Origin of the sequence: Thermococcus sp. 4557, from assembly GCF_000221185.1 — an archaeon.
Taxonomy (GTDB): Archaea; Methanobacteriota_B; Thermococci; order Thermococcales; family Thermococcaceae; genus Thermococcus.
This window is the reverse complement of record NC_015865.1, coordinates 1,001,069-1,027,943: the sequence shown is the minus strand read 5'-3', so window position 1 is coordinate 1,027,943 and position 26,875 is coordinate 1,001,069. Positions and strand designations below refer to the sequence as shown.

Here is a 26,875-nt window from a genome sequence, read left to right as displayed (position 1 = left end):
CTAGTGCAGCAATGTTTAATAAGGGTTTCGGTTGCACGTTTATGGTTGATAATGTATTTTTAAGTTCACTAAGGTGCTGTACACTTCTGCGAATCGATGGTGATTTAAAGGGTTCCCCCCAACCGTCGTCGGTGGGTAAGATGCATGAGGTTTCGATGCGAGAGATACTGGAGAGGCTGCGAGAGCTCGGCGCGGAAAGGGTGCTCATTCAGACGCCGGAGGGCCTGAAGCGCGAGGCCCAGGCGCTGGCGGATTTTCTTGAGGAGAACGGGATGGAGGCCATAATAAGCGGCGACATCAACTACGGCGCCTGCGACCCCGCCGACAGAGAGGCAAAGCTTCTCGGCTGCGACGCGCTGATACACCTCGGTCACAGCTACATGCGCCTCCACCTGGAGGTTCCCACGATATTCGTTCCTGCCTTCGCGAACGTTGATGTGGTTCCCTCACTCGAGAAGAACCTTGACGAGGTACGGAAGCTGGGGAAGAGGATAGCCCTCGTCACGACCGCCCAGCACATTCACCAGCTTGAGCGGGCGAGGGCGTTTCTGGAAAATCATGGCTTTGAGGTTATTGTTGGAAAAGGGGACTCCCGCGTCAGCTGGCCGGGCCAGATTCTCGGCTGCAACTTTGCCGCGGCGAAGGCGGATGCCGAGGGGGTTCTCTTCATAGGGGCCGGCTACTTCCACCCCCTGGGGGCCGCGCTGGCGACGAGGAAGCCAACCCTCGCGGTAAACCCATACTCCGGTGATGCCATCTGGATGGATAACGAGGCCGAAAGGCTCATCAGGAGACGCTGGGCACAGATAGCAAAGGCCATGGATGCGGAGCGTTTTGGCGTGATAACGAGCACCAAGAAGGGACAGCTCCGCCTGGCCGAGGCGAAGCGCGTGGTAAAGCTCCTCCGCGAGCACGGGAAATACGCGAGGCTCATGGCCATGAACCACATCAACTACCCGGCTTTGGAAGGCTTCGACTTCGATGCGTACGTCGTGGTCGCCTGCCCGCGCGTCCCGATAGACGACTACGAGAACTGGAGGAAGCCGGTGCTGACGCCGCCGGAGGTCGAGATACTCCTGGGCCTGCGCGAGGACTACGCCTTCGACGAGATACTCGGGGTGGAGAGAAAGGAAGATGAGCCGATCGGCATCGCGCTCCACGGTGGTTGAAAGTGAAGAAGAAGCACCTCGCCATCGCCCTCTCCCGCCTTGAGGGTTTCAGAAATCCCAAACCCGAGCTCGAGCAATACAGGACTCCGGGGAACGTCGCCGCAGAGCTCCTCTGGTTAGCCCACTCGCTGGGGGACATTGAGGGAAGGGTCGTGGGGGACCTGGGTGCGGGAACCGGTGTTCTCTCCATCGGTGCCTGCCTCCTCGGTGCCGCGGGGGTTTACGCCGTTGAGGTGGATGAAACCGCGCTTGAGATTGCGAGAGAAAACGCCCGCTCCCTCGGTATGGAGGAGTGCATCGAGTTCATTCACTCGGAGGTCTCCCGTTTTGGGAGGAAGGTGGACACGGTTGTGATGAACCCCCCCTTCGGCAGCCAGAACCCCCACGCGGACAGGCCTTTTCTGCTCAAGGCTTTTGAAGTGAGCGATGTCGTTTATTCCATACACCTGGCCAAACCTGAGGTGAGGCGTTTCATCGAAGCCTTTGTGAGTGACTCCGGTTTTTCGATAACGCACAGAGTAACGCTCCCCTTTGAAATTCCTGCCCAGTTCTTCTTCCACAGGAAGAGACTGGAAAGGGTCCTGGTGGACATTTATAGACTTGAGAGAACATAAAGCGAAAACGATATATTGGATGACGTTCAATTTATTGTGGGTAGAATAGGGGGTGGGTGTATGGATCAAATTAAGGAGATACTCACATCCTGGCAGGCGATGGATGTAATCAATATCGCAAACGATGACGATCATGTACTCATGTCCCTTCTCGAATTGCTGGAGGACGAGGACAGCACCGTCCGCCTTCGAGCCCTTGTGGCCATTGGAAAGCTCCTCGGGGACTCTGATATGGGGGTTAGGACGCTCGTACTGAGCCAGGGTTTCATGTCCCTTGCCGGCAGGCTTACCGACGAGGATCCCAGGGTCGTTTACAGGGCGCTGGAGGTTCTCACGCCCCTCCTTGAGAACACTCCCCTCGACGAGGAGCGGTTCCTTGTGCTTCTGGACGCCGCGGCTCAGGTGATGGAGGGGGGAGACACCCTAACATGTCTTTCAATACTCGACCTTTTTGAGAGGGTGCAGGTGCCGCCCCTCGGAAAAGACGGGCTCTCAAAGGTTCGCTCCCTCGTGTTCTCGGACTCCCTGTGGACCCGGCTCCTGGGCCTCCGCGTTCTCCTCAACATGGGCATGGTTGCGGGCTACTGGGAGTTCCTGGCGGCCAGTATGGCGTCGCTGATCTCAAGCGGTAACGCCCTGATGATTGAGCTTGGAATTGACCTCCTCGAGGAGGTTCTGGAGTTCCACGCGACACCTGAGATGATGAGACGGCTCGTCCGCTTCACTTCCCTGCTCCGGGCAGTTGAGACCGGGGAAGAAAACCTCTTCCTGCGCACGAGGGCAGGGGAGGTCAGGAAGAACCTGGAAAACGCGCTGTTCTCGTACTACAGTTCCAGACATGAGGAGGCCCTGGATGCGGTCAGGTCGCTCCTGAGCGATGGACGCGGCGAGGAGGCCCTTTTTCTCCTGTTCATTATCGGGAAAACCGACCTCCTTCTTCGTATGTGGGAGGAGAACGGCGGCATCGAACCCGAGCTCATAGAGGTCCTCAGGCCCAGCAGGTCCGTGTAATTCTCTCCCACTTTTTGGGCGAAAGCGATATATGCCGGTCTCCCTAGATGACGGTGGAGGATGAAGGTGGCCAAATTAAAACTAAGCGACAGGCAGCTGTATGCACTCATAGAGGCCGTGAAGCTCGGGGAGGAGATCAAGCCGAGCCAGAGCGCCAAGAGAAAGGCCTTCGCAAAGTACAGGATCGACGGCTGGGAGAATTCGAAGCTGACGGGCATATTCTACTCCATCCAGCGCAGGCTCGGTCTGATAGACGAGATAATCGAGGAGCTCGTCGGCGTTTCGCCCCTTATCCTCGATCCCTGGCTGAGGGCAACCATGAGGGTGGCCGTTGAGGTGGCGGTCTTCAGGGACCCCGGTGAAAGGACGCGGCAACATCTGAAGGGCCTCGCCCAGTTTCTGTCGAAGAGAACCCATCCCTACACCGGCTATTACTACTACGACATCCTGCCGAGGATCCTCGAGTACATGCCCGTCATCGACAGTGAGGAGAAGCGTCTGAAGTGGGACTACCTCTTTCCCGAGTGGTTCATACGGCGCATGGGGGGGCTCCTCGGTGACGAGGCGGAGACTCTCCTTAAGGCACTCAACGAGACCCTGCCGACGAGCATCCGCGTCAACCTGCTGAAGGCCACCGTCGGGGACGTTGAGGGCTACCTTGCGAGAAAGAACGTTAGGTTCGAGAGAAGCGAGAGAGTGCCTACCGTCATCCGTATCCTCGACCCGTTCAACCCCGAATGGCTCTTCAACAAGGGCTGGGCGATTGCCCAGGAGGAGGCGGCAGCGGTTGCCGCCCTGGTTTTGGCCCCGGAGCCGGGGGAAACGGTCGTGGATCTCGCCGCCGCCCCCGGAGGCAAAACCGCCCACATGGCGGAACTGATGAAAAACGAGGGCAAAATCTACGCCTTCGATGTGGATGGCGCTAGGATAAAACGCATGCGCGAGGTCCTCAAGCGTACGGGCGTTGAGATTGCGGAGACCCTCAGGGCGGACGGCAGAAAGGCCCCTGACATGCTGGGGGAGGGAATCGCCGACAGGGTGATGCTCGATGCCCCCTGCACCAGCGACGGGACGATAGCGAAGAACCCCGAGCTCCGATGGCGTCTTCGCGAGAAGAACATCCCGAAGGTTGTGGCCCTTCAGAGGGAGCTCATAGAAAGTGCATGGAGACTTCTGAAGCCCGAGGGGAGGATGCTTTACTCCACCTGCTCCATGCTTCCCGAAGAGAACGAGGGCGTGGTCGAGTGGTTCCTGGGAAGGCACGAGGATGCCCAGCTGGTGCCCCTGGACGGCCCCTATGACGAAGGCTTTCTGCCAGGAACCATGAGGGCGTGGCCCCACAGGCACGGGACGATAGGCTTCTTCTACGCCCTGATAGAAAAGAAGGGGGATTAGGCCCCTTCCACGTTCTCCTCGGATTTCCTGGGCGGCTCCTCGATTCTGACCTTCAGTTCGTTGGCGAACCAGTTCACCCTCTGCGGGAACGGTATCTCTATTCCCGCCTCGTCGAGGGCCCTCTTGACGTCATGGATTATCCTCGTCCTGACGTCGAACCACCTCTCGCTGGGTGCCCAGGCCTTTATGGCTATGTTCACCGAGCTTTCGCCGAGATCGGTGACGTACACGAGCGGTTCCGGCTCGACGAGGACGAGGGGGATGTCGTCGAGGACTTTTTTTATTATCTCGACGGCCCTCTCAGCGTCGGCGGCGTACGCGATGCTGATGTTAACATCCACGCGCCTGACGGGGTAGCGCATGAAGTTCACTATGTTGCTGTTGAAGAGCTTCTCGTTCGGTATCCTTATGAGAGTACCGTCCCACGCACGTATCCTGGTGGAGAGGATTCTTATGTCCTCCACGACGCCCTCCAGCTCGCCTATCTTGACCTGGTCGCCTATCAGCAGGGGCTTGTCGAAGTACATGAAAACGCCTGAGATGAAGTTCGAGACGACGGTCTGGGCCGAAAAACCGAGGACGATACCAGTTATTCCGGCCGCAGCCAGCAGGGCGCTAAGCTCCGTACTCACTCCCGCGAAGCTCAGGGCCATGAAAAAGGCGATGGTTATGAAGACGTAGTAGAAGACCTTCGCCTTGACTATAGTCTCGGGTCTGGCCTTCTTCCCCGAGCTCATTATCATGTAGTCCTTGGACTTCTTTGCTATCAGGTACGAGAAGTAAAAGAAGCCCATCGCGAAGGCTATGTTGCCCACGGTGGTCGGTCCCAGCCCATAGCTCATTATGCCGAGCAGGTACAGGGCCCAGATGATGCCCCCAAGCACGAACATCCTGAAGACTATATCCGCGGTGTCCTCGTTGATTATCCATGTCAGGCTCGTTTCCTTTGATTTTCTGATGATTACCTTCCTGGCAACCCTTCCGAGGACTATCATGCCGAATATTATCAGGGCCGCCTCCACGAGGGTCAGCAGGCTGAGGTCTATCTGAATCGGTGCCGGTGAGGTCGATGGAGCCGTTGTGGTGTTGTTAGCTGCCATCACGACCACCTCATTCTGAAGTTGGGGAGCGGTTCGGCTTTGTGGGTTGGCTTCAGCGTCCCGTCCGGCGGATTCCCCGTGTTGTTGACCTCGTATATCTCCTTCGTCAGCAGGATTATGAGGGGGTAGTACGCCCTGTTCTCCTTGTAGAACATCACGCTGTTCCTTATGGGGAACACTATCCTCTCCACCATCTTCCAGCTTTCTGTTGGGTTGCTGATGACGAGCTTCACTACCCCTGGGGAATCGGGGGGCTTTTCATAGAAATCGCTCTCGTGGTATCTCGCTATGACCCCCACCGTCTTCTCGCCGTAGAGGGTGTATTTTTCCCGCCCCACGGTGAAGCGGTCTATCTCGAGGTCGCCGCTCCTCACAGAGATATCAATCGGGGCGGAGAGGTATCCCGCCAGTCGTTCCTTGGGGGGAATGGCGATCCTCTCGGAGAGCCTTATGAACAGAAACTTCACACCGTAGCCTTCCGCGGGGGCCGGGAGGATGAGGAACTTTCCCTTTCCCCTCTTTATCAGAACCCTCGTTTCATCCCGCCGGTAGAGGACCTTGTCCTCCGACGCCTCAACGAGATGGATTTTTTTGTCCATGATTTTGATGAACTGGGTCTTGAGCTCGTGCTCACCAAACATGATAGAAAAATACCCCTTGAAAGATTTAAAGTTTGCCTGAAAAGTGAAAGGGTCAGAGGGCTCAGACCTTCTCGAATCCGATGTCCTCGATCTTGACGTGGGTGAAGACGTTGGCTCCGCCCTGCTCGATGAAGACTCCCTTGGCCTCTATCGGCACCGGAAGGTTGGCCGCGAGAACAGCCTCGCCCTGGCCCGTAATGCTCCCGAGGGTGTATGTCCACGATACCCGCGACACCTTGAAATCTTTGCCTCCAAGGGTCATCGTTCCGTCAGGCTTCACCTCGTAGTTGTACTGGTAGCCCATCACTCCCCAGCTGCCCGTTGTTTCCTGGTAGATGTTCTCGTCCTCGAGGGCGGTCCAGAAGCCGAAGTTGTAGAACCCGTACCAGCTCATGTAGATGGACTCTATGTCGGCGATGTTCGAGAGCATGTCTATGTCCCCCTCCTGATAGGGGGCCACGCTCATCTCACCGACACCCGCGGGGTTGTAGAACTCAAAAACCTGGTCCCCGTACTTCATCCATACCCCGACGGTGTTGCCCGAGCCGGAGTAGAGTGATGCGTAGAGTGTCAGGAAGTCCAGTGACGGGAACAGGAAGAATGTGTCCGTGTCGGAAGTCCTTTCGGTCACCCAGAGGCGGTACTCAAAGGTGCTGTTCATGTCCTCGGCGTTTATCGGGGTGATCTTTCCGTAGTACTCGTAAACCTCGAACTCTCCCAGGTCCGCCTTCTCCTGCTCTCCGGTCTCCATGTCTATCTTGTTGCCGTAAACGTGTATCTTCGTCGGTCCCCTGCTCTTCTCAATCTCGTACTCGTAAATCGGGCCGCCCTCCTCGGTCCTTATCCTGAGCTTGTACTTTATGGAGGTTATGAGGTACTGCTCGCCATCTATCTGGATCGGGCTGTACGCGTCCCACGGGTTCATCCATGATGCGTACTCCGATGTGCCGGTTTCGGTTGTGGTTCCCGGTGCGGTGCTTTCTCCCGGGCTCTCCGTCGTGCTGTATCCTCCCCCGCCGGTTCCCGCGCTGGTGGTGTGGCCTCCCGTGTCGGTGGGGGACTCTGACGTCGTGGGGCTCTCCTCCCCGCCGCCTCCGAGGCATCCACTAACGCTGACAAAAACCAAAAGTGCCAGGAAAACTGCAAGAACAGTCCTAAATTTCTTCATATCTACTCAACTCCTTCCTTTCTTATAATAAATACAAGTTTGGACTATTTAAATTTTGGGTGTTAACTTTTGGCATAGAGCCAAAAACCTCCCGTCTCCCCCGAGACAAGCATGACTTTTCCGTCGTCGCTCAGCTTTATGTACCCGAGCGAATCGCCGGGGACATCCACGCTGAAGACCTCTTGGAGGTCCTTCAGAGAGTAGCAGTGGATTACGTCGTCCTTCGAGGTAACGGCGAAGTTCTCGTTTGCGAAGTAGGGAAAGCCCGGCAGGGTTCCAATCTCCGTGAGGTTCCACGTGAGGACGTGGGTGTCCCCAAAGGGCTCGTGCCAGAGCAGGTATCTTCCAGTGGGAATCAGAGTCCACTTGAGCAGTATCGTCTGGTCGAATGGGTAGCTCCCCTCGGCCAGTAACTTTCCGTCCTCGGAGAAAACCTTCAGCTTTCCGTTCTCGCTCACCAGCAGTTTATCGCGGTAGGCGAGTATCCTGCTCGTGTTGAACGTCAGGATTCTTCCCCCGTCCTTGAAGACGAACGCACGGTCCTTTTCCGACAGAACGACGAGCCCGGAGTCCGAGACGGACTTGAGGTCGTAATCGTCGGGGGTGAGCGTGATTTTTGCCCCGTCGCAGTGGAGCTCCTGCTCCGTGGGGGACACCGTCACCAGGTAGCAAACGTGGTTTCCGCTCGGTGAGCGGAGCATGTAGTCGGCAACGGCTCCCGGTCCGCCGTGTCTCTCCTCGCCGGCAAGACCGTTCCAGGAAAAGATTCTTATCCCCGCGAACCCTTCGTACGACGCCAGGACCCAGGCCTGGTCTCCAACCACGGCGACGCTCGAAACCACCGGTTGTATTTCCCCCTCATCCCTCCTGAGGTTCAGGGTCGTGTTGCTCCCGTCCGGCCTGACCAGGTACAGAAGACCGCGGTTCCAGTCTATGGCCGCCGAGAGGCTTCCGTCCGGGCTCATGTCCATGAAGGGTATTCCCGTGGTGTCAGCGCTCCAGACTATTTTCATGTCCCAGGTTGATGGTTCCTGTGTTGTAGTGATTTCGGGCTCACTCGTCGACGGCTGGCTTGACGTCGTGGGGGAAGGGGAGCCCGTGGCGGTCCCTCCGCCGGTACAGCCGCTGGCGAGGACCATGCCTGCTATCAGAAGCGCCAGCAGGATCGCTTTGGTTTTCCTCATGCAAACCTCCTCCATCACCCGCCAAGAAAGAAAAGCGGGTACTGCGAAATATACACCTACCTTGTATACGAATGTATTAAAAATTTTCCAAGGCTTCAAACGGCTTTGTAGCTCTAAAAGGGCCGTCTGAATGTCAATATCTCCCTGGTTACGTTTTTTCCAGGAGTTCAAAGAGATCGCCCGCCTCCCACCCGGCGAGCCTTCCCACGTACGCGGCCAGGTCGAAGACGTGGGGGACCTTTGATATGATTCCGATGTCGGCGGTTGCGACGGTTTCGAAGGCCTTGAGCTCGAAGTCGGGGCTTTTGACGAGCCTCACCTCGGAGTTGACCCCCTCCCGAAGGAGGGCCTTCTCCGTCAGCCCCTTCACCTCCCCGCTCTTTGGAACCGCCGAGCCGTAGAAGAACACGGCCTTTTCAACGCCGAGCCCCGCGAGGGCGCGGGCGAGGTCGCCAATGAGCCGCTCCGTGCCTTCGTTGAGCCTGTATCTACCCTGGTACTTCAAATCCCTCACGAGCCCATCCTCGCAGAGTATGGCTCGCCCTTCGAGGAGCGATTCGAGTGTTATCAGGACGTTGAAGCCGTCTATCCCGAGAACCCTGCCCCCGAGCTCTTCCGGTCTTAGGAGCTTTCTCCTTACCTCGTCTATCCATTCGTCCGAGAAGGCGCACCTGGCCAGGAGGTAGCGCTCACCCTTTGTCAGCCTGTAGTGGTTGGCCACGAACTCGAGGGCGTACTTCTTCCGGTAGCCCCTGTTGAGGAGGTACTTCAGGTCGCGGTACGCATCGATGAGCATGGATAAAGAAACGGTGGAGGGTTAAATAACCTTCTCCATTACCTCGGTGCCGGTGTGTATCCTGAGCCTGACCTTTCCGCTCAGGAGGGAGCTTTTGACCTTCTTCGTCAGTATCTCGTCCACCTGGAAGATTCCGGCGGGGTGCTTCATCCATATCTCGATGAGTATCGGCTGCTCCTCGTCCCCTTCCCTTATCTCCACCCTCTCTATGGCCAGGGCTGAAACTGCGTGAATATCGACCTTGTCCCTCTTGTGGACGAGCCTGCTCCTTCCGGCCTCCATGTCGCAGCCGTCCGCTATCGTAACGAGCGAGCCCTCTATGGTGGTGCACGGAACGGCTTCATCGTGGGTGTAGATGGCGTTCAAGGTGAGCGCCTTGAGGAGGAGCGGGTCGTCGGTTCCGAACTCCCTCACGAGCTTCTCTATTATCGGCTCCGCCAGGAGAACGCTGAACTGGTAGTGGTTTATCCTGTGTATCATGTTCCCGGTATCGTGGAACAGCGCTCCAAATGCCACTATGAACTTGCTCCAGCGGAAGGGCTTGCCGAGCTTCTCGGCCGTCGTCTGGATTCCGAACTTCCCGATGATGTTCAGAAGCTCCAGCGCGCGCCTGGTCGTGAGCAGAACGTGAATTGGCCCGTGGTCGTTGAAGCCGTAGACGTTCAGAACGATGTAGTTGGTCGTCTCGAAGTAGTAGTGGTACTCCCTGAACGCCCTCTCGTAGAGTTCGTAGAGCTCCTCGTCGCCGAGGAGTTCCCTAATCTCGCCCAGCAGTTCTTCCTCCGTGTACATCTTTTCCACCCAAGGACGTGGAGAAGAGGGTGTTTTAAGGTTTTCACTCCAGCATTCCCTCGAGCTCGAGTATCTTCTTCGAGCGGAGGTAGACGACCGGGATTCCCCTCTCGCGGAGGCGTCTCTTCAGCCCCTTGTCGTTGGTGCCGACTATCACCCTCTCGTTCTTCACGGCGAAGTCGAAGATCTGGTCGTCTATGGGCCTCTCACCGAAGCGGCCCATCTCAACGACCTCAAACCTCTCCGCGAGCTTTTTGGCCATCCTGATGGCGAGCAAATCCTTCCCTCTGGACTTCCTCTCTATGACCTCCAGCTCCTGGAGGACGACGTTGGGGACGGCTATTTTGAACCTCACGTCGAGAACCCTGTTCAGCTCGCCGATTATGTCCACGCCGAACTGTCCCGGAACCAGGAGAAAATTCGTGTCCGGAATCACCAGCCATTCCCGTCTTTCAGGCATCTGCCTCACCGAAAGTTAATGGAAAAGAAGAGAGCTCACTCCCTTATGAAGCCGTAGCCTATGAGGCGCCACCTTGAGCCAACCTGTCTGCTGATGGCGACCCTATCGCCGACCTCGGCGCAGATGGGTATCTGGAGCTTGAGCTCGACCTCGTTCTTTCCGAGGCCTGTAACGAGACCCATCGTTCTGGCCGTTCCGACGTTGAGGAGGAGAACCTCGCGCCTCTTTATCGGCTCGACCCTGAGCTCCTCCTCGGTTCCCACGACGCGCTCAAGGAGGTGAACCTCGAGCCTTAGGTCGTCCCAGACCGGCGGCAGCTGGCCTGGCTTTCCGACGACGTTTCCGGCCATCAGGTCGCCCTTGGTGAGGTACGGGTCGAGCTTGGTTCCAACGCCGACGAGTCCTCCCGGATATGCCTCGTCCACGAACTTTCCGCCCGCCTGGAGGGAGGTTATCTCGGTGGTTATCGGCTCGTACTTTATCCTGCCGTGGTCCTCGTAGGGGACGCCGGGGCGAATCTCTATCTCGTCGCCGACCTTGAGCTTGCCCTGGATTATCGAACCGCCGATGACGCCGCCGACGAGCTTCTCTGGCTTGGTTCCAGGCTTGTTGACGTCGAAGCTCCTGAGGACAAGCATCTTGGGCGGCTTCTCGAGGTCGTGCTTCGGGGTTGGTATGAACTCCTCTATCGCCGCGAGGAGAACGTCAACATTCGCGCCGTGGAGGGCCGAAATCGGGATTATCGGGGCGTTCTCGGCGACGGTACCTTTGACGAACTCCTTTATCTCGTGGTACCTTTCAATGACCTTCTCTCTGTCGACCAGCTCGATCTTGTTGAGCGCTATCACTATGTTCTGGTTCCCGACTATCTGGAGGGCCATGAGGTGCTCCCTGGTCTGGGGCATTATCCCCTCGTTGGCCGCTATGACGAGAACCGCGCCGTCCATAAGGGAAGCACCGGCGAGCATGGTGGTCATCAGGGCCTCGTGGCCGGGGGCGTCTATGAAAGAAACCCTCCTCTCGAACTCGGTCTCGTGGCCGCAGTACGGGCACACCGGTGAGCTCGAATACCTCCCGCAGTTCGGGCACTTCCTTATCTCCGCGTCTGCGAAACCTATCTTGATGGTGATTCCCCTTCTCAGCTCCTCGCTGTGGGTGTCGGTCCAGATACCGGTCAGGGCCCTGGTGAGGGTCGTTTTACCGTGATCAACGTGACCAACCATTCCGATGTTAACTTCAGCCTGTCTAAACTCCTTCTTCTTTGCCATCTTCTCACACCCCTAAGATTAGACCGCGGGGACATTTATTAAGGTTACCTCCATGGGGAGAAGTTGAGCCGAATAGAAAAGCGGTAATTTGGGGAAAAGGAGGAAGCTCAGAAGACGAGCTTCATGTTGATCTGGACGATCTCGGGGCTGATGGTGTTGCCCCTGACGGTCTTCTTCCTCCTCTCGCCCCTCTCCTTGGGCCTGAAGCCGGGGCCCCTGGAGACGAGGATCTTGACCCTCCTCGGGCCGTGGACGTCGGGCCTCATGGCGAAGCCGTCCTTGTCGGTTCCGCCGGTTATCCTGAGCTTGGCATCGCCCGGAATCTCCTCGCCGAATATCTCGGTGAGGTTGAGTCCGAGCTCGCTCGCCGGAATCTCCTCTCCAATCTTCTTTCCTATGAGCCTCTCGGCCTCTTCGCCGCTTATCTCAACCTGCCTGGCTATGCCATTCTTTGGGTTGGATATAACGAGCTTAAAGGTCGCCATTTCCTCCCACCTCCTATGTCATTAGCGGGATTCATTGGGTAAACCCCTTATCCAGTGAGCGCTGTGGTTTGGTGTTTAAAAAGTTTCCTCTAAAAATAAAATGGGAGGTCAGCCGCCGCTCATGTGGTACAGCATCTCCCAGAGCCTGATGGTGTACTCGACCGTTGGGGGATAGCTCTGGACTATTTCGGTGATCTCCATGTTCTTATGGAATGTTGGGGCATCTATTGTTTTCATGTACTCTTCGAGGGTTTTTCTGTCCTTGGCCCGCCACATCGTGTAGCTTCCGCCGGCGAAATTATACGATGCGAGGAACTCGACATCGCCCGTGAGGGGTAGCCGTTTGAAGAAATCGGCAGCTTCCCTGGTTGCTTTGATGCTCTCTTCATCCGAATAGCGGTGGGTGACGAGGTACATCGGCATGCGAACACCTCCTATATACCAATAAAGTTTCATGCGTTAGTGTCAGAGGGAGCACCGCCGGGTGAAAAGGGTCGCTGGCTTCCGGGCGCTCCGGTTGGGATTCACCCAGACAGAACCTGCTGTTTGGATGCTCGTTCTTATGTTATATAAACATTGTCATCAAAAATCTTGATGTTTGTAAATTACGCTCAGGCTTCGGGCGGGACTCCTGATGCTACCGATCACAACTTTTTTATATATTGGCGAACCCTACCTCCTTTAAGAGGTGAGAGAAAATGGCAAAGGAGAAGACCACACTTCCCCCGACCGGTGCCGGTCTCATGAGGTTCTTCGACGAGGACACCAGGGCGATAAAGATAAGCCCGAGGGGCGTCATTGCGGTGACGCTCATACTCGTGGCCCTGGAGATACTCCTGCACGCCTTTGGCCCGCAGCTCTTCGGTTAAATAAAGCTCGTCTTCTTTAATCCCCTTGCGTTCAGTTCTTCGTTGATTATTCCCCTAACGACTTCCTCCAGCTGGGTCTGAAGGAGCCTGTCAACGTCCTCTTTTATCTTGTCTATGTCGTGCCTGAGGCCCTCCAGGAGCCGTATGTATTCCTTGGCCATCTCGAGCTGCCCCTCCTGCCTTACCAGCTGCTCCTTGAGGTGCTCGAAGTCCTCCTTCATTATCTGCAGCTTCCTGAGCTCGCGCTGGAGCTCGTCCAGCTGCTTGGTCTGGTCGTAGTTCTCCCCCTTGAGCTTCTCTATGAGTTTCTCCTTGGCTTCAAGCTCCCTCACCAGGGTGTTGTACTCCTCGGCTATCTGGTTGAGCCTCTCTATCTCCCTGAGGGGCGGGACTTTACCGTTTCCAAGGATTATGACGTCGGGACCAACGTTGACTATATCGTCCGGCCTTATCTTGAGCTTCCTCTCGCTGGAGAACATGCTCTGGCCCTTTCCGAGGTTCTCCACTTCCTTCATCTTGAGGATGAAGTAGAACTGGTCGCCCTCAACCTCGACGTTTATATCGGTCACAAAGCCCAGTATCTTCCCATCCGTCAGGGATATGACGAATTTGTTGATGAGCTGGTTGGCCTTGGTTTCGCCGCCCTCTACCATAAAACACCACCGTTGGGACTTATCCCTTCGCCTACTTAACTTTTCCGCCAAGGCTTATAAGGCGAAAAAGCTTCATCGCTTACGGTGAGAGGGATGATAATATTCGTGGGACGTTCGAACGTTGGCAAGAGCACGCTCATCTTCCGCCTGACCGGCAAGTGGGTCAAGAGGGGTAAGAGGCCAGGGGTTACGAGGAAGCCAGTGGAGATAAACTGGCGCGGGAAGCTGGTTGTGGACATGCCGGGCTTCGGCTTCATGAGCGGTGTTCCAAAGGCGAAGCAGGAGAGGATCAAGGACGAGATAGTTCACTTCATCGAGGACAACGCCGACGACATCGAGCTGGCGGTTCTGGTGGTTGATGGCAAAGCCGCCCCGGAGATAATAGAGCGCTGGGAGAAACGGGGTGAGATACCTATCGACGTGGAGTTCTACGCCTTCCTCAGGGAGCTGGGAATCCCTGTGATAGTCGCAGTCAACAAGATGGACAAGATAAAGAACCTTCAGAAAACCATAAACTTCCTGGCGGAGAAGTTCGGCGTTCCCTACAGCGAGGTGCCAGAGACGTTCATACCGATATCCGCCAAATTCGGAAAGAACCTGCTGGAGCTGAGGAAGCTCATGGAGAAGAAGCTTGGGGAGGGCAGGAAAAAGCCCTCCGCGGAAACGGAGTCAGAGGACTTCGAGAACGATGTGGGTGATGGTCTCCTTGACGCCGTCGAGTGAGGATATCTCCTCGAGTATCTCGTCGAGGCGGGTCTTGTCCGCCTCAACGATGAGGTCTATGTCGCCGGTGACGCGGTATATCTTCTTTATTTTGAGTCTCTTTATTGCCTCGTAAACCTGCCTTCTCTTCGTGGGCTCTATTCTCACGAACACAAACACATCGCCCTTCTTCTCGCCGAGAAGGTCGAGGGCCCTGTCGGTCAGGTCTATGAAGCCCCTTCCGGTTCTTATGTAACCCAGCTCCTTGAGAACCTTGAGGTGGTTGCTGAGAGCCTGCCTGGTTATCCCGAGCTCGTCCGCAAGCTCGTCCTGGGTCTTCTCAACGGTGTGAACCTCTATGGTCTTGCCCTCCTCGTAGAACTTCCTGAGCAGTTTGATCTGCCTCGGGGTAAGGGTTGCCTTCTCCTCCATTTTTAAACCTCCTTTTGCATGATTCTTATTTACATGTTTATTAAATCAACGATTTTCCGGGCCAATGTCAAATTTTTGTTGGCCTATATTCTGTGGCATATAACATAGTCTTATAAGTCTTTTCATTGTACATGTTCCGACCTTCCTCTCTTGGGCTTCCTATCCCCGCCGGGTTGCTGGCTCCCTTCGGGATTCCGGGTCGTTTCTGGATGTGCCGCAGTTATCTTTTTAATTTCTCTTTCCAACCTGCTCCCATGAACAAGGCGGGATACACCACGGATGTCCCTGAGGATCGTTTCGTCCTTTTAGATGAACTGTCCTCCAGAGACCGGCCCCTTCGGGTTATGCTCGTCGGGGGGACCGACAGCGGCAAGACGACGCTCCTCACGTTCCTGGCCAACGGCCTGGCTGAGAGGGGTCTTCGGGTCGCGATTGTGGACAGCGACGTTGGCCAGAAGGGAATCCTCCCGCCCGCGACGGTCAGCCTCGCCTTCGTGGACGGGCCTTTCTCCAGCCCAAGCGAACTCAGGGGACACGCCCACTACTTCATAGGGACGACCACCCCTGGCCAGTACGTCGGTGAGATGGCGGTGGGGGTTAAGAGGCTCACGGACATCGCCGCCGAAAAGGCTGACATCGTTCTTATAGACACCACCGGCTTCGTCACGGGGACGGGGGTTGAGCTGAAGCGCCTCAAAGCCGAACTCGTTAGGCCGGACCTCATCGTTCTGCTCGAGCGGGAGGGGGAGATGGAATACCTGCGAAAGGTCCTCGCCCCGTACGGTGAGGTCGTCACGCTCCAGGTCAGCCCCGCCGCTAGGGAACACTCGCGCCGGGAACGCAGGGAAGTCAGGCGGGAGAAGTGGAGGGCGTACTTTTCGAACTCCCGGACTGTTGAAGTGGATTTGACGAAGGTGATTCCGGGGGGCACGGAGCTCTTCCGCGGCAGGCCCCTGACGGAGGAGGAGCGCGAACTGCTCTCCACGCTCTTCAAGTGGCTCGTGGTGGCTGGGTGGAAGGGGGAGCACTACACCGTCGTCAAGGTCGATGCAGAGGGCTTTTCGAGGCAGTACGGCCGTCCGGCCCTCCACGCCGTTGATTTTGAGAGGCTGAGCAACCTCCTTGTGGGTTTCATAGACGGGCAAGGTCTGTGCATGGGCGTTGGCATACTGAAGTGGATAAACTTCAGCGGAATGAAGGCTCAGGTCCTCACCCCCCTCTCCGAGGAAGAGGTTGAGAATGCTGCGGAACTGCGCTTTGGCCGTATACAGGTGCTTGAAAATGGTGAGGAACTCGGTCTCCTCAGGCGGGAGGAGCTGTAGCAAAGATTTTTAAGTCAACAACCTAATCGAATTAGGTGAGCCTAATGGAATTCAAGGCCTTCATCGAGATAACCCGGCCCCACAACTGCGCCCTGGCCGGGGTGGTGGGTGTCCTCGGGTCGATCGTGGCGGTGGGCCACCTCCCCGACGCCCTGACGACGGCCCTCGTCTTCCTGGTGGTCACCCTGGGGTGCGCCGGGGGCAACACGATAAACGACTACTTCGACTACGAGATAGATAAAATAAACCGTCCTGACAGACCGCTCCCCAGGGGTGCCATGGACAGGAGAACGGCGCTCTACTACTCCCTGCTGCTCTTCGCGGTGGGGCTGGTGCTGGCGTACATGATAAACGTTTACGCCTTCCTGCTGGCCATTATAGCGTACGCTACCATGTTCCTCTACGCCTGGAAGCTCAAGCCTCTGCCCTTCGTCGGCAACCTCGTCGTCGCTGGCCTGACCGGTGCGACTCCGCTCTACGGTGCGGTCTCCGTCGAGCACCTCGGCCTGGCAGGCTACCTGGCGGTGTGTGCCTTCCTGGTCAACGTGGCGCGTGAAGTTATAAAGGATATAGAGGACGTTGAAGGTGACCTTGCGAAGGGCGCCAGGACCCTGCCCATCGTGTGGGGGAAGAGGAACGCGGCCTACCTCGCTGCTACCTTCGCGGTGCTGACGGTGGTGGCGTCCTTCCTCCCGATAACGGCGGGGGTCGGTCTCGGCTACTACGCGATGGTGCCGGTTGACGTTATAATCCTCTACGCGGCGTACCGCATACTCCGCTCCCAGGAGAGAGAAGCGGCTCACAGCTCCCAGAAGCTGCTTAAGGTGAGCATATTCCTGGCCGTGATGGCTTTCATGATCGCGGCGCTGGTTTGAAGCTGAGAAACGAGAACCGGAGGTGAGGTTCATGGAGTTTAAGGATGAACTTGCGCGTGCGCTTGATGGGGACGGGCTCTGGACCGTCGTTACTTTCAAAACACCCTATGGGCCCGGTGTAACCCTTGAAAAACTCGTTGAGGCCGTGGAGAACGCCGGCTGGAGCGTTACGTTCAGGGCCAACTGGTGGACCGCGGACATACCCTACGGCCTCGCCAGGCTTGACCTCAGAAAGGGGGACAGGGAAAAGATACTCCTCGGCAAGTGGATCCTCGGAAGCGGCTGCGAGCTGATACGGCTGGAGAACATGCCCCTCGAGAAGGGCCGCGACGAGTTCTTCCGGATGGTGGACAGCATAACCTCGACGCTCATCCACGACCCGGTCATAAGAACGATGAGGGAGCAGTACTGAGCTCCCCTGCTTTTCTGTTTCCAGTGCCCGATTAAAAAAAAGGAAGGTCAGAGGGGTTCGTAGTAGCCTATCTCCGGCTCGTATATCTCCCCATCCGCGAGGAGCTGGGTGATTGCGTCCTCGATGAGCTCCTCATCGAAGTCGGAGGAGAGCTTCTTGACGATGAACTTGTGGGAGAGCGCCTTGCCCTTCTCCTGGAGCAGGTCGAGGACTGCCTTCTTGGCTTTCTCGAGCTCGGGGTTCTCCTCTTTGGCCTCCTCGGCTTCGATGATTTCCTCCTCTTCAAGCAGGGCTTCCTCCGTGCTCCTCTGCTCGAGCATCATGGTGTAGAGCTCGTCTATCGTTATCAGCATCTCCTCGCTCACGCCCCTGTTCTTGGCGATGACCTTTGCCTTCGCGGTGATGCCGTACTTGTCGTATATCTCAAAGGCAATCCTGGCCTTCTTTGCGTGCTCGACCTTCTCTTTGAGGGTCTCGAAGCGGTGGAGTATCCACATGTTGGGCTCGACCTTGGTTATCCCCTCGACGAGTATCTGCTTGTCCTCGCGCCACTCCCCGACCTTTCCGATTATCTGCACGAGGTCGCCCTTCTTCACGAGCCTCACAAAGCGTGTGTCGTCGCGGAAGCCGAGAACCCATATCGTTCCGGTCCCGTCGTCGATCTGGAGCTTGCCGTAGGTCTCGTCCTCGCTTATCACAGGCTCGCGGACGACCGTGGCGACGACCTTGACGCGGTAAACCTTTCTGGCGTCCTTGGTTATCAGATAGTTCGGCTCGAAGTCACCCTCACTCCTGACGTAGTAGCCGTCGATGATGTCCCTGATGTAGACCCTGCTCGCTGGCAGGCGCTTCTTCATATCTCCTCACCCCCGAAGAACTCCACGATGCCCTCCACCCTGGGCAGAACCTTCCTTTCGAGCTCCCTTATCTCCTCAAGGGCGTCCAGGTCTGCGCCGCTGAAGTCCTGCACGACCTCGCCGTAGATGTGGGTCTCCTCCTCGTTCCTTATCACGCGTCCTATGACCCTGACCACCTGCCCCTCAGATGGGAGGACGTTCTCCTCGCTCTCTATGAGTATGACGCCGGTTCCGTCGTCGAGCCAGAAGGTGTAGTCCATCTTATCGACCTTGAATGCCTTGCCGATGAGTGAAATCCTCGTATCGTCGTCGCGTATCTCGCTTATTCGCCTCTCGACGGCGGGCTTTCTGCGCCTGAACCTGACTTCCTCCATTTCACTCACCACCCTCAAGCTCCATTATGGCCTTCTTCAGCTCGGCCCTCACCCTGGCTATCTCGCGCCTCGGATCGACCTCGTCCCAGCCGAAGGCCTTCAGTATGAGTCCCAGGAACTTGTCGTCCACGACGTTGCCCCTGACGACTATCTCCCTGCCCAGCAGGTAGTAATACTCATCCTCCGCGAGCTTCCTTCCGGCCTCCCTGAGGGTCAAACCGCTCTCAACGAGCTCCCTGAGCTTCTCGGCTATCTCTTCGGGGTCCCTGCCGATAAGCTCCGCGGCATCGTCTCCGAATAGGGTCGTCCTTATGTAGCCGGTCGAGTCGTCGAGGCCGAAGTCCACTATGGTTATCTTCGTGGGCTTCACCTCGCCGTGCTCGGGGCATATCCACGACTCGGTGGTCGGGTCGTAGTCCACCTTCCTCCTGCACTGCGGGCAGGCGTCGTAGACCGTCACGCGGTAGAGCCTCGCCACGGTTCCGCGAACCTCGACGAACTTCTCCCCTCCCATGAGGTCCCCTATCTTCCTCCTCTGGTAGTTGTAGCTCCTGACCTCCTCGAGCGGGGGTATCTCCCCGGCCCTCGGATCCTCCGGGTTCGGAATTATCCTCGTCCTGAAGTTGGCGTGGAGCTCTATACCGTTCCTGCCCTCTCTCACGCTGGGGTCGATGATTTTGATGACATCACCGGGGTTGAGCTCGTTGTAGTACTTGGCGACGAGGCCGTCCCAGAGAACGAGCCGCGTCTTACCTGTTGAGTCGTAGATTATGAGGTTGGCCACGTGGCCGGTTGAGCCGTCCCTCTTCTTGTACTCCCTCGGCGGGTACTTCCTCATTACCCTCGCAACGACGTTAACGCCGGTCATTCCGGGCACGAGGTCGGCTATGTGGAGGAGCTCCTCCCTTCCCTCAAGGTTGACCCCGAGTTCCTCGGCCAGCATGACAGCGGCGGCGTGCTCCGAGATGCCCTCGCGGACCGCGATCTGGGCTATTTTTTCCTCGATTTCATCCCTCGAAAGGCCCTTTTGCCCTTCGATCATCTCGATAATCTGCTCCTTGGTCAGTACTCCCATAACACTCACCTTAATGGTAATTGTGGGTTCGGGTATTTAAACCTTTCTCCAAACCTCTTCCTATGGCGATTTTTCAAGAAACAGGCCCTGCTTCCCTTTCGAGGACAGAAATGGGGTGGGATTGGGGGCCAAAGAATCACTCCTCGGCCTCAGGAATCGTTTCGATGCCGCCGGATTCTTCGGCCCCTGTGGTTTCACCGGGTTTCTCTTCGGACTCTCCGGGTTCATCTGGCTCTTCATTGCTCCGTCCATCGAGCTTCGCTATGAGGTCGCTGTACTCTGCGTGAACAACCTTTCCAAAGGCCTCCTTGATTATGTTGGGGTCGTTCTCCGGGAAGCCGTAGAGCTCGGCGAACTTCGGCGTTGTTCCGAGGAGCTTCGTCCTCTCGTAAGGCTCGGCGTAGATGAGGCCCATCTCGAGGAGCTTCCTTATGTGCTCGTAGGCCTGACTTCCCCTGAGCTTCACCACCTTGCTCTGCTCTATCGGCTGGAGGTAGGCTATGAGCGCGAGGGTTTTGAGCTCTCCAGTCCGGAGGTCCGGCCTGGGCATCAGATGGACGACGCGCTGGCTGTACTCCTGCTTCACCTGCATGACGTACTTGTCCCCCAGAACCCTGACGACCTCTATGGCGCTCTTTCTCTCGGTGTACTCCGCGGCTATAAGTTCGATGAGCTTCTCCAGGTAGTCGAGTGACCTTATGCCGAGCGCCCTTGAGAGCTCCTTGACGCTAAGGGGCCTTCCAGAAACGAAGAGGGCCGCTTCCACGAGTGCCTTGTCTTCGAGCAGTCCCATTATTATCACCTCTCCCTAAAACCTCGCCCGCGAGGACTATAACCTTTTCCCCAATTGACCGTAAAGTTTATAAACTCATCACGGGAGGTCTGTACCGGTACGGCGGTCATAGCGGCGGGGTCACACCCGGTCTCGTTTCGACCCCGGAAGTTAAGCCCGCCAGCGATCCCGGGTGTACTGCCCTCCGAGAGGGGGCGGGAAACCGGGGACGCCGCCGGCCACTCAAACGCCCGGGTGGTGTAGCCAGGCCCATCATACGGGACTGTCACTCCCGTGACTCGGGTTCAAATCCCGACCCGGGCGCCATTCTAACAAACTTCGCCTGCGCGACGTCGAGCTTTGCTCGACGCAAGGGACGATAGTCCCGCAGAGTTTGATCAAGGTTGGTGGTTCTTCGTTGAGATGCCAAAATACAGGGGGATTCCTTTTTACGAGCGGTTTTGGATTTGAATTCCCTCATTATTGCCCTCTCTCAAGGAGTTCCTCCCCTTTGACGCCCTTTGGGCGTCGGTTAAAATTGAACTCTTGTTAAAACGCAAACTAACAAAGATGGAATTCAAGATTTAGCCCAGCGTTTTCAACGGAAGCCCCTCCAAACTGGCGATTTAAGGGGAACCACGAACTTTCGGTCAAACTTTGCAGAGCAAAGATTTTTGGTGAAGCTTTTTCCAAAAGCTTCCTTCGCATGTTGGGACGGAAGATGGTGCTTTTCTAAAAGTGTTCTTTTTAGGTGGGGGTTCTCATTCACTTATCACGAGCTTTGATGAAACTTTGCGCAGGCAAAGTTTCAGGGCAAAGCTTATAAAATCTCTCCACAGTTATCCCATCGGACATGGGCCGGTAGCTCAGCCTGGTTAGAGCGCGGGGCTTTTAACCCCGTGGCCGCGGGTTCGAATCCCGTCCGGCCCGCCAGTAATACAAACTTTTGCAGGGCAAAAGTTTGATCAAAAGGTTGTAATTCCTTTTGAGTAGTCAGATTTTTAGTGGGTTTTTGTTTTAGTGGTTGGATTGTACGTTGGATTCAACAATCAAAAGGGCCTTTTTAGCGGGTTCAACTTCAACCCGCGCTCCTCCGGAGCGCTAAAAAAGCCGAACCTATTGAAGGTTGCCTTTGTGGAATGAATCCAAATCAACTGCCAATTTAAGTGAAGACCCCTTCTAAATATCAATCCACAAAAGAATCACGAACTTTGATGAAACTTTGCGCAGGCAAAGTTTCCCGTGGTGCGAAAACTACTTAAACATTTTTGGGTAGCCTAATCAGGTGAGGTCGTTGGAGGTAAGCAAGAGGGAAGAGGAATACCTCGAGACCATGTACATACTTTACAAGAACAAGGGCATCATCCGCGTCAAGGACATAGCCAAGATGATGCGCGTCAAGCCGCCCAGCGTCGTCGATGCCCTGAAGAAGCTCTCGGAGAAGGGACTGGTGGAGTACGAGAAGTACGACAGGATTCTGCTGACCGACGCCGGCAGGGAGATAGCCGAGGCAACCTACTCAAAGCACCTGCTCCTCACGCAGTTCTTCATTGACATCCTGGGCATCCCGCCTGAGATAGCCGAGCACGACGCCTGCCAGTTCGAGCACTACGTCAGCGAGGTAACCGTGCAGAGGATAAGGGAGTTCGCCCAGTTCATTCAGGAGCAGTGCCCCTACGTTCTCAAGCAGTTCCTCAAGGAGAAGCTGGCCGAGAACACCGAATCCAAGTGATTCTCTCAAACTTTTGCTATTCTCCGGGAAAGAAAGAGAAAAGTGAATCAGAAGGCCCCGCCCAGGTAGGCGAAGTAGGCCAGGAAGATTATCGAGAGGGCGTACATCAGCGGGTGTATTTCTTCCCTTCTGCCGCTGAAGAGCTTGAGTATCGTGTAGCTGATGAAGCCGATGCCTATTCCGTCGGCTATCGAGTAGGTGTAGGGTATGGTTATGAGAACGAGGAAGGCCGGGATGGCCTCTGTGTGGTCCGCGAAGTTCACCTCCCTGATGGCGCTGAGCATGTAGTAACCGACGATGACAAGGGCCGGTGCCGTTGCGAAGGCAGGTATGGCCCCCGCCAGCGGCGCTATGAAGAGACCTATTCCGAGGAAGAGCAGCCCGGTGACGAGTGCCGTCATTCCAGTCCTTCCGCCCTCCTCTATTCCGGCCGCGCTCTCGATGTAGGTCGTGACCGTTGAGGTTCCGAGGACGGCTCCGACGGTCGTACCTATCGCATCGGTGAGAAGAACCTTCTCGGCGTCTGGAACCTTTCCGTCCTCCGTGAGGAAGCCCGCCTTGGCACTCAGGCCCGTAACCGTTCCCAGCGTGTCGAAGAAGTCCACCATGAAGAACGCGAAGACAACCCCCAGCGCCCCCACGTTGAGGAGTCCCTGGAGGTCCATCTGCATGAACGTGTAGCTGAGGTCCGGGGTTGAGAACAGGTGCTCGGGCCAGGGGGCGACGCCGGTAATCCAGCCGATGACGCTGGTGGTTATGATGGATATCAGGAGCGAGCCCTTAACGCGGAGCGCGATGAGAACCATCGCGAGGAAGAGCCCGAAGAAGAACAGCAGTATTTCGCCGCTGGTCAGGGCGGAGGCGTTGAGTCCGGTGAGCTGAAGCACTCCCGAGTCGTTCACGACCGCCGTGAGGAGGCCGACGTCGTTGAGGCCGATGAACGTCAGGAAGAGGCCTATTCCGGCACCGACCGCGTACTTCTGACTGAGCGGTATCGCGTGGATTATCGCGCTCCTGACCTTGGTGACGCTGAGGACTATGAAGATGAGACCTTCAATGAAGACCGCAGCGAGGGCAACGCGCCAGTCGTAGCCCATTCCCAGAACGACGCTGTATGCGAAGTAGGCGTTCAGCCCCATTCCCGGCGCGAGGGCGAAGGGCTTCTTGGCGTAGAGGCCCATCAGAATGGTCGCGAAGCCAGCGGCCAGAGCGGTAACCGCCACGAGGGAGTTGAAGGCCTCTTTACCCATGGCATCGCTGAGTATGGATGGGTTTACGAAGAGGATGTACGCCATCGTCATGAAGGTGGTAACGCCCGCCAGGATCTCGGTCTTCATATCCGTGCCGTGCCTATCAAACTCGAAGTAGTTCTCGAACCATCCCATGAGCTTCACCCCTTGGTTTGACTTATTTCTGCCTAATAACTTGGTTTTTTAAAGATTTTTTGACGTAGAAATGTTAAAAAACGTGGCGGGGATGGGGAGATGTATGTTGGGTGGGCGGAGCCTCAACCCCCACCGCCCACCGCGGTGAAGCCTTCCGCGTAGGCCTTCACGACTTCCTTTTCCTCAGCGAGTACCATGAGAACCCTGATTAGGTCCAGACCCTTCACCTGGGCGAACTCCACGTAGAGGTATTCGTCGCCCCTGCGGTATAGCTTGACGCTGAGCGGCTTGAAGCAGTCGTTTTCCCTGGGTGTGGTCCAGAGCTCGCTCTCCTCGAAGCCCTGGGCTTTAATGGAAGCCTCAAACCTCTCGGCCAGCGTTTCTATAGGGCAAGTGCAGGTGGCTTTAAGCTCCACCGGAGTCTCGAAGAAGATGTGGTAGTCCCTGAAGTCCGTCCAGGTCTTGGTCGGCGTCAGGACGGTAAATTTCCAAGTTGCGTTGGCCGTTGGAATGTACTGAACCGCAAAGTAGGCCTTTCCCGGCGGCAGTTCCAGCCACCGCCCGTTTCCCTCTCCCCAACAGTCCCTCGCGTGTTTCGGGGGTGTTTCGTTCCTTAAAACCGCCTGGTAGAAGGATTGCCCGCTCTCCCTTCCTACCAGGGCCATTGTAAAGCCGCCCATGGAGCAGGGCACTGTCAGGTTGAACTTCTCCGGCCAGTAGATGAGGTAGGCGTTCCAGCCCTCCGGTGGGGAGGTGAGGTTCATGTGGGGGTAAACGACGAACCAGTCCTTCAGTGTGATCTCAGAACCGTTGGTCACCTCAGTAATTCTGTTGTCTATCCACCCGCCGATTAGGGCATTTTTTGGCTGCTTTGAATGGATAGTAAGCCTGCATTCCTGGCTACATTCCTGGGGATTTAGCGTTTGGTTGTTGTATATGGGTGTTCCTTTTTCCCTGAAGTGAGGAATACTTAGTGCCGCGACCACCACTAGAGCTATCAGCAGAAAAATGAAAAAATGAAGCTTGGGTTTTTTGGAACCTTCCATAGTGGCCTTCACCCTCTGTAGATGGGTTGACTATGGCCAGCTCAATTCTGGGAGGTTGGCGTTCTAGCGCTGAAGGCTTCCGCATAGGCTTTCACGATTTCTTCGTCGCCCATTATCATAAGAACTCTAACCAAATCCATGCCCTTGACTTTGGCGAATTCCACGTAGAGGTATTCGTCGCCTTTGCGATATATGTATATCTCTATTTGTGAAAATATTTCGTTGGAGGTACTCTTTTCACTAGATATCATCGTGCTAAAACCTGCCTCGTCTATTTCGTCCAAAACCTTTTTGATAATTGTGTGGCTGTTGCAGTAACAGGGGCTCGTAAAGTTCTTCACCCACAGCTCTGGATGGCCACAGACACTTAGATAGTCGATTACTTTACTGCAATAAACATGATCCCATTTGTCCCAACTAGTATTAGCCAGTGGAATGGCATATGTTGCCATATGCACCCTTCCTGGTGGCAGTTCTGATTCATAGTTTACAGTTTTTAGAAATATGCATCTCTCGTTTGTAAGGTCGATCTGGGAAGAGGTTGATATGCATAGGCCCAAATCGTGAAAACCCTTACTTGTAGAGTTGTTATCTAGGGTAGCTTCTCCTCCTTGAATGTAACATGGAACGGTTATCCCAATTTCATGAGTCCAGTTTTGAAGGTACATCTTTCCTGTTGTTATGGATTTATTTAGGTCTGTCTTTGGAATTATTATTATGTTTTCATTAAATCTTACAGCTGAATTATTGGGAAGTCTCTCTGATATAACAATGCTCCCAAAAGAGTTTAATCTTGGGATAGTACTCACATCATTTTTGCATTGATTTTCCATCAGGTAGTGCTCCTCACTCTGATGGACTTGACTTTGGGAAACATTAATTTGGCTTGGCAGACTACCATGACTGGAGACGTTATTGTTACTCGCTTCGTGATCTGTGTAAGTAATAGTCAGAATAAAAATAACAAAAAGCACTGAAATAATATAAAGAGTCTTATTCATTTTCGGGGTACCTCCTCCAGTGAAGTTGGGCATATTCCTGATGGACAGGAATTTGGTTTGACAGTAACTATTGTTGCTCCCGGTAGGCTGTCAACGATCACCCAGTCGGAAGTTGGTCTGCCATTAAGCCACGGTGCCCATGTAGTATGAACGTAAATATAACGGGTGTCATCACTGTACTCACGATATCCAACGAAAGTTACTGAATGAAAGTCGTTAACTGGCAGCTCATTCACGAAATTAAAGTGATATGCACTCAGAATCCCTGGTCTTCCCATATCAACTTCGTTTTTTATTATTGAAAATACACTGTTTTCATTCAGGTCGTTGTACGTTGTAGTAGTGTAGAGATACTTAGGAGGATCTGGTAATACTTCTTTGGCCTCCCAATAGAAGTTCTCAATTCCTGGTCCTATATTTGAGGTAGCAGTTCTTGCCTCGATGTCATCACTTGTTTTCATTGTAAGGTGGAGAATATCTATTATTGCTTCTCTATACCAATCACTTCGGTATTGGATCTCATAGTATCCAACTATCATTGATGCTGCTATCGGTGCACAACCGTCCCAATTCTTCCATGGATCTTCGGCGGGTCCTATGTACTCCCACGGGTCAGCATCGCGAGGTTGGGGAATGTTGGACTTTGTCCCCAGATCAGTTGATGTCCATGCTGGGACGCCGTAGATTATCTTTTGAGAAGTTATTGTTGCCAGTGGTGCAATGTAGTCGATTTTGTCAGTTGAGGTTAACGTTTCAACAGTTACCCACTGCTTCTGATTGTCCTCTGCTTTGTTTTCCAAAGCCAAAGTGTATCTGCTTGGTTTTCTGTATTCCTTGCCCTTCATGTCCATAACCTTGTCTCCAGCTAAGATGCCGTAGTTCAGTCCGCTGAAGTATGCGAGGCGGTAGGTTTTTACTCCTTTTCTCGTGGCGAGTTCTTTCATTAGGTCGCTTGGGGTCTTCTCGCCAAAGCCTGCCTCTAGGATTGCCGGGGGTAGGTTCCTGTTGGCTGACACTATTATGTAGCCTATAGTCTTACCGTTCTTGACCATTCTGAATTCGTAAGCTGCCAATCTACCGTCAGGGAAGTAGAGGGGTGTTGGGTTGGTTGGGAATGCCCCGTTGAATTCCGGGAACTTGTGCAGTTCCCTAATTGCGAGTGCCTTGACTGTGGCTAAGGGCACTGCCCCCGGCTTGTCAACCGGGGCCGCCGTCACGATTCCCCCCAATAGGAGGATTCCCAAGAGTAACGCTAATGGGGGTTTCCATTTCACGACTTGCACCT

At 55.4% G+C, this 26,875-nt stretch carries 30 protein-coding genes, 2 tRNA genes and 1 rRNA gene; 13 read left to right on the top strand and 20 right to left on the bottom strand.

What is annotated here, in order from left to right; genetic code table 11:
• The first annotated feature begins 140 nt into the window (after positions 1-140).
• The 4 genes from dph2 to GQS_RS05485 all read left to right on the top strand — a co-directional run bounded on the left by dph2 (position 141) and on the right by GQS_RS05485 (position 4,189).
• On the top strand, positions 141-1,169 hold the full coding sequence (gene dph2, locus GQS_RS05500; protein ID WP_014012678.1) for a diphthamide biosynthesis enzyme Dph2: 1,029 nt from the start codon (positions 141-143) through the stop codon (positions 1,167-1,169).
• A 2-nt stretch (positions 1,170-1,171) separates the two neighbouring features.
• Positions 1,172-1,783 carry an METTL5 family protein gene (locus GQS_RS05495; RefSeq protein WP_014012677.1) on the top strand — a complete coding sequence of 204 codons (612 nt, stop codon included), beginning with the start codon at positions 1,172-1,174 and terminating at the stop codon, positions 1,781-1,783.
• A 60-nt stretch (positions 1,784-1,843) separates the two neighbouring features.
• On the top strand, positions 1,844-2,794 hold the full coding sequence (locus GQS_RS05490) for a hypothetical protein (protein ID WP_014012676.1): 951 nt from the start codon (positions 1,844-1,846) through the stop codon (positions 2,792-2,794).
• Between the two features lie 66 nt (positions 2,795-2,860).
• On the top strand, positions 2,861-4,189 hold the full coding sequence (locus GQS_RS05485; protein WP_048056634.1) for an RsmB/NOP family class I SAM-dependent RNA methyltransferase: 1,329 nt from the start codon (positions 2,861-2,863) through the stop codon (positions 4,187-4,189).
• Here the strand turns inward: GQS_RS05485 and GQS_RS05480 are convergent.
• The 10 genes from GQS_RS05480 to GQS_RS05435 form a co-directional block, all read right to left on the bottom strand.
• The gene (locus tag GQS_RS05480; protein ID WP_014012674.1) at positions 4,186-5,289 is read right to left on the bottom strand and encodes a mechanosensitive ion channel family protein; all 1,104 of its coding nucleotides are present in this window, start codon (positions 5,287-5,289) and stop codon (positions 4,186-4,188) included. The genes GQS_RS05485 and GQS_RS05480 overlap by 4 nt on opposite strands.
• The gene (locus GQS_RS05475; RefSeq protein ID WP_014012673.1) at positions 5,289-5,930 is read right to left on the bottom strand and encodes a DUF432 domain-containing protein; all 642 of its coding nucleotides are present in this window, start codon (positions 5,928-5,930) and stop codon (positions 5,289-5,291) included. Before GQS_RS05475 ends, GQS_RS05480 begins: the two co-directional genes overlap by 1 nt.
• A 61-nt stretch (positions 5,931-5,991) precedes the next feature.
• Positions 5,992-7,098, bottom strand: coding sequence for a hypothetical protein (locus GQS_RS05470; protein WP_014012672.1), 1,107 nt, complete (start codon positions 7,096-7,098; stop codon positions 5,992-5,994).
• 62 nt (positions 7,099-7,160) lie between these two features.
• Complete coding sequence (locus GQS_RS05465; protein WP_014012671.1) at positions 7,161-8,282, bottom strand: hypothetical protein; 1,122 nt, start codon at positions 8,280-8,282, stop codon at positions 7,161-7,163.
• Between the two features lie 148 nt (positions 8,283-8,430).
• On the bottom strand, positions 8,431-9,078 hold the full coding sequence (locus GQS_RS05460) for a DUF434 domain-containing protein (protein WP_014012670.1): 648 nt from the start codon (positions 9,076-9,078) through the stop codon (positions 8,431-8,433).
• A gap of 21 nt (positions 9,079-9,099) precedes the next feature.
• Entirely contained in the window at positions 9,100-9,870 is a 771-nt protein-coding gene (locus GQS_RS05455; RefSeq protein WP_014012669.1) for a metal-dependent phosphohydrolase, read from the bottom strand.
• A gap of 43 nt (positions 9,871-9,913) precedes the next feature.
• On the bottom strand, positions 9,914-10,330 hold the full coding sequence (locus tag GQS_RS05450; RefSeq protein ID WP_014012668.1) for a PIN domain-containing protein: 417 nt from the start codon (positions 10,328-10,330) through the stop codon (positions 9,914-9,916).
• A gap of 35 nt (positions 10,331-10,365) precedes the next feature.
• A complete protein-coding gene (eif2g, locus tag GQS_RS05445; RefSeq protein WP_014012667.1) occupies positions 10,366-11,598 on the bottom strand; it encodes a translation initiation factor IF-2 subunit gamma in 1,233 nt (410 codons plus the stop codon).
• 107 nt (positions 11,599-11,705) lie between these two features.
• On the bottom strand, positions 11,706-12,083 hold the full coding sequence (locus tag GQS_RS05440) for a 30S ribosomal protein S6e (RefSeq protein ID WP_014012666.1): 378 nt from the start codon (positions 12,081-12,083) through the stop codon (positions 11,706-11,708).
• 108 nt (positions 12,084-12,191) lie between these two features.
• On the bottom strand, positions 12,192-12,506 hold the full coding sequence (locus GQS_RS05435) for a hypothetical protein (RefSeq protein WP_014012665.1): 315 nt from the start codon (positions 12,504-12,506) through the stop codon (positions 12,192-12,194).
• Between the two features lie 275 nt (positions 12,507-12,781).
• Between GQS_RS05435 and GQS_RS05430 the strand changes: the two genes are divergently transcribed.
• Complete coding sequence (locus GQS_RS05430) at positions 12,782-12,952, top strand: preprotein translocase subunit Sec61beta (RefSeq protein WP_014012664.1); 171 nt, start codon at positions 12,782-12,784, stop codon at positions 12,950-12,952.
• Here the strand turns inward: GQS_RS05430 and GQS_RS05425 are convergent.
• Entirely contained in the window at positions 12,949-13,605 is a 657-nt protein-coding gene (locus tag GQS_RS05425) for a hypothetical protein (RefSeq protein WP_014012663.1), read from the bottom strand. The two genes, GQS_RS05430 and GQS_RS05425, sit on opposite strands and share 4 nt — an antisense overlap.
• Positions 13,606-13,698: 93 nt before the next feature.
• On the opposite strand from GQS_RS05425, the gene engB reads away from it, so the two are divergent.
• On the top strand, positions 13,699-14,328 hold the full coding sequence (engB, locus tag GQS_RS05420; protein WP_014012662.1) for a GTP-binding protein EngB: 630 nt from the start codon (positions 13,699-13,701) through the stop codon (positions 14,326-14,328).
• On the opposite strand, the gene GQS_RS05415 is transcribed toward engB, so the two are convergent.
• The gene (locus tag GQS_RS05415; protein ID WP_014012661.1) at positions 14,275-14,739 is read right to left on the bottom strand and encodes an Lrp/AsnC family transcriptional regulator; all 465 of its coding nucleotides are present in this window, start codon (positions 14,737-14,739) and stop codon (positions 14,275-14,277) included. The two genes, engB and GQS_RS05415, sit on opposite strands and share 54 nt — an antisense overlap.
• A gap of 254 nt (positions 14,740-14,993) precedes the next feature.
• On the opposite strand from GQS_RS05415, the gene GQS_RS05410 reads away from it, so the two are divergent.
• From GQS_RS05410 to GQS_RS05400, 3 genes are read left to right on the top strand one after another with little or no spacing between them, the layout of a single operon-like run.
• Positions 14,994-16,061, top strand: coding sequence for a Clp1/GlmU family protein (locus GQS_RS05410; RefSeq protein WP_048056529.1), 1,068 nt, complete (start codon positions 14,994-14,996; stop codon positions 16,059-16,061).
• A 44-nt stretch (positions 16,062-16,105) separates the two neighbouring features.
• Complete coding sequence (locus tag GQS_RS05405; protein ID WP_014012659.1) at positions 16,106-16,936, top strand: geranylgeranylglycerol-phosphate geranylgeranyltransferase; 831 nt, start codon at positions 16,106-16,108, stop codon at positions 16,934-16,936.
• Positions 16,937-16,967: 31 nt separating this feature from the next.
• On the top strand, positions 16,968-17,348 hold the full coding sequence (locus GQS_RS05400) for a hypothetical protein (protein ID WP_014012658.1): 381 nt from the start codon (positions 16,968-16,970) through the stop codon (positions 17,346-17,348).
• A gap of 47 nt (positions 17,349-17,395) precedes the next feature.
• On the opposite strand, the gene GQS_RS05395 is transcribed toward GQS_RS05400, so the two are convergent.
• The 4 genes from GQS_RS05395 to scpB form a co-directional block, all read right to left on the bottom strand.
• A complete protein-coding gene (locus tag GQS_RS05395) occupies positions 17,396-18,205 on the bottom strand; it encodes an OB-fold nucleic acid binding domain-containing protein (protein ID WP_014012657.1) in 810 nt (269 codons plus the stop codon).
• Positions 18,202-18,579, bottom strand: coding sequence for a replication factor A complex, RPA14 subunit (locus GQS_RS05390; RefSeq protein WP_014012656.1), 378 nt, complete (start codon positions 18,577-18,579; stop codon positions 18,202-18,204). Before GQS_RS05390 ends, GQS_RS05395 begins: the two co-directional genes overlap by 4 nt.
• 1 nt (position 18,580) lies before the next feature.
• Positions 18,581-19,654 (bottom strand): OB-fold nucleic acid binding domain-containing protein, encoded by a 1,074-nt coding sequence (locus GQS_RS05385; RefSeq protein ID WP_014012655.1) that lies wholly within the window; start codon positions 19,652-19,654, stop codon positions 18,581-18,583.
• A 136-nt stretch (positions 19,655-19,790) separates the two neighbouring features.
• Positions 19,791-20,447 (bottom strand): SMC-Scp complex subunit ScpB, encoded by a 657-nt coding sequence (gene scpB / locus GQS_RS05380; RefSeq protein ID WP_014012654.1) that lies wholly within the window; start codon positions 20,445-20,447, stop codon positions 19,791-19,793.
• Between the two features lie 98 nt (positions 20,448-20,545).
• Here scpB and rrf point away from each other — a divergent pair.
• The 4 genes from rrf to GQS_RS05360 all read left to right on the top strand — a co-directional run bounded on the left by rrf (position 20,546) and on the right by GQS_RS05360 (position 22,158).
• Positions 20,546-20,667 (top strand): 5S ribosomal RNA (gene rrf / locus GQS_RS05375).
• 8 nt (positions 20,668-20,675) lie between these two features.
• Positions 20,676-20,753 (top strand) — tRNA-Asp (locus GQS_RS05370).
• 528 nt (positions 20,754-21,281) lie between these two features.
• Positions 21,282-21,359 (top strand) — tRNA-Lys (locus GQS_RS05365).
• Positions 21,360-21,720: 361 nt separating this feature from the next.
• Positions 21,721-22,158 carry a metal-dependent transcriptional regulator gene (locus GQS_RS05360; RefSeq protein ID WP_014012653.1) on the top strand — a complete coding sequence of 146 codons (438 nt, stop codon included), beginning with the start codon at positions 21,721-21,723 and terminating at the stop codon, positions 22,156-22,158.
• Positions 22,159-22,205: 47 nt separating this feature from the next.
• On the opposite strand, the gene GQS_RS05355 is transcribed toward GQS_RS05360, so the two are convergent.
• The 4 genes from GQS_RS05355 to GQS_RS05340 form a co-directional block, all read right to left on the bottom strand.
• Positions 22,206-23,543 carry an NCS2 family permease gene (locus GQS_RS05355; protein ID WP_014012652.1) on the bottom strand — a complete coding sequence of 446 codons (1,338 nt, stop codon included), beginning with the start codon at positions 23,541-23,543 and terminating at the stop codon, positions 22,206-22,208.
• A 122-nt stretch (positions 23,544-23,665) separates the two neighbouring features.
• On the bottom strand, positions 23,666-24,361 hold the full coding sequence (locus GQS_RS05350; RefSeq protein WP_014012651.1) for a hypothetical protein: 696 nt from the start codon (positions 24,359-24,361) through the stop codon (positions 23,666-23,668).
• A gap of 269 nt (positions 24,362-24,630) precedes the next feature.
• A complete protein-coding gene (locus tag GQS_RS05345; protein ID WP_014012650.1) occupies positions 24,631-25,590 on the bottom strand; it encodes a hypothetical protein in 960 nt (319 codons plus the stop codon).
• On the bottom strand, positions 25,587-26,807 hold the full coding sequence (locus GQS_RS05340; protein WP_148236368.1) for a hypothetical protein: 1,221 nt from the start codon (positions 26,805-26,807) through the stop codon (positions 25,587-25,589). Before GQS_RS05340 ends, GQS_RS05345 begins: the two co-directional genes overlap by 4 nt.
• Between the last annotated feature and the right edge of the window lie 68 nt (positions 26,808-26,875).

Excerpts from the sequence above, each read along its gene's own strand:
- engB (WP_014012662.1), top strand. The coding sequence starts at position 13,699 with ATGATAATATTCGTGGGACGTTCGAACGTTGGCAAGAGCACGCTCATC.
- GQS_RS05440 (WP_014012666.1), bottom strand. The coding sequence starts at position 12,083 with ATGGCGACCTTTAAGCTCGTTATATCCAACCCAAAGAATGGCATAGCC.
- GQS_RS05345 (WP_014012650.1), bottom strand. The coding sequence starts at position 25,590 with ATGAATAAGACTCTTTATATTATTTCAGTGCTTTTTGTTATTTTTATT.
- GQS_RS05425 (WP_014012663.1), bottom strand. The coding sequence starts at position 13,605 with ATGGTAGAGGGCGGCGAAACCAAGGCCAACCAGCTCATCAACAAATTC.
- GQS_RS05410 (WP_048056529.1), top strand. The coding sequence starts at position 14,994 with ATGAACAAGGCGGGATACACCACGGATGTCCCTGAGGATCGTTTCGTC.
- dph2 (WP_014012678.1), top strand. The coding sequence starts at position 141 with ATGCATGAGGTTTCGATGCGAGAGATACTGGAGAGGCTGCGAGAGCTC.
- GQS_RS05450 (WP_014012668.1), bottom strand. The coding sequence starts at position 10,330 with ATGCCTGAAAGACGGGAATGGCTGGTGATTCCGGACACGAATTTTCTC.
- GQS_RS05405 (WP_014012659.1), top strand. The coding sequence starts at position 16,106 with ATGGAATTCAAGGCCTTCATCGAGATAACCCGGCCCCACAACTGCGCC.
- GQS_RS05355 (WP_014012652.1), bottom strand. The coding sequence starts at position 23,543 with ATGGGATGGTTCGAGAACTACTTCGAGTTTGATAGGCACGGCACGGAT.
- GQS_RS05385 (WP_014012655.1), bottom strand. The coding sequence starts at position 19,654 with ATGGGAGTACTGACCAAGGAGCAGATTATCGAGATGATCGAAGGGCAA.
- GQS_RS05490 (WP_014012676.1), top strand. The coding sequence starts at position 1,844 with ATGGATCAAATTAAGGAGATACTCACATCCTGGCAGGCGATGGATGTA.
- GQS_RS05460 (WP_014012670.1), bottom strand. The coding sequence starts at position 9,078 with ATGCTCATCGATGCGTACCGCGACCTGAAGTACCTCCTCAACAGGGGC.
- GQS_RS05480 (WP_014012674.1), bottom strand. The coding sequence starts at position 5,289 with ATGGCAGCTAACAACACCACAACGGCTCCATCGACCTCACCGGCACCG.
- GQS_RS05395 (WP_014012657.1), bottom strand. The coding sequence starts at position 18,205 with ATGAAGAAGCGCCTGCCAGCGAGCAGGGTCTACATCAGGGACATCATC.
- GQS_RS05475 (WP_014012673.1), bottom strand. The coding sequence starts at position 5,930 with ATGTTTGGTGAGCACGAGCTCAAGACCCAGTTCATCAAAATCATGGAC.
- GQS_RS05430 (WP_014012664.1), top strand. The coding sequence starts at position 12,782 with ATGGCAAAGGAGAAGACCACACTTCCCCCGACCGGTGCCGGTCTCATG.
- GQS_RS05470 (WP_014012672.1), bottom strand. The coding sequence starts at position 7,098 with ATGAAGAAATTTAGGACTGTTCTTGCAGTTTTCCTGGCACTTTTGGTT.
- GQS_RS05465 (WP_014012671.1), bottom strand. The coding sequence starts at position 8,282 with ATGAGGAAAACCAAAGCGATCCTGCTGGCGCTTCTGATAGCAGGCATG.
- GQS_RS05415 (WP_014012661.1), bottom strand. The coding sequence starts at position 14,739 with ATGGAGGAGAAGGCAACCCTTACCCCGAGGCAGATCAAACTGCTCAGG.
- GQS_RS05455 (WP_014012669.1), bottom strand. The coding sequence starts at position 9,870 with ATGTACACGGAGGAAGAACTGCTGGGCGAGATTAGGGAACTCCTCGGC.
- GQS_RS05400 (WP_014012658.1), top strand. The coding sequence starts at position 16,968 with ATGGAGTTTAAGGATGAACTTGCGCGTGCGCTTGATGGGGACGGGCTC.
- eif2g (WP_014012667.1), bottom strand. The coding sequence starts at position 11,598 with ATGGCAAAGAAGAAGGAGTTTAGACAGGCTGAAGTTAACATCGGAATG.
- GQS_RS05435 (WP_014012665.1), bottom strand. The coding sequence starts at position 12,506 with ATGCCGATGTACCTCGTCACCCACCGCTATTCGGATGAAGAGAGCATC.
- GQS_RS05390 (WP_014012656.1), bottom strand. The coding sequence starts at position 18,579 with ATGGAGGAAGTCAGGTTCAGGCGCAGAAAGCCCGCCGTCGAGAGGCGA.
- scpB (WP_014012654.1), bottom strand. The coding sequence starts at position 20,447 with ATGGGACTGCTCGAAGACAAGGCACTCGTGGAAGCGGCCCTCTTCGTT.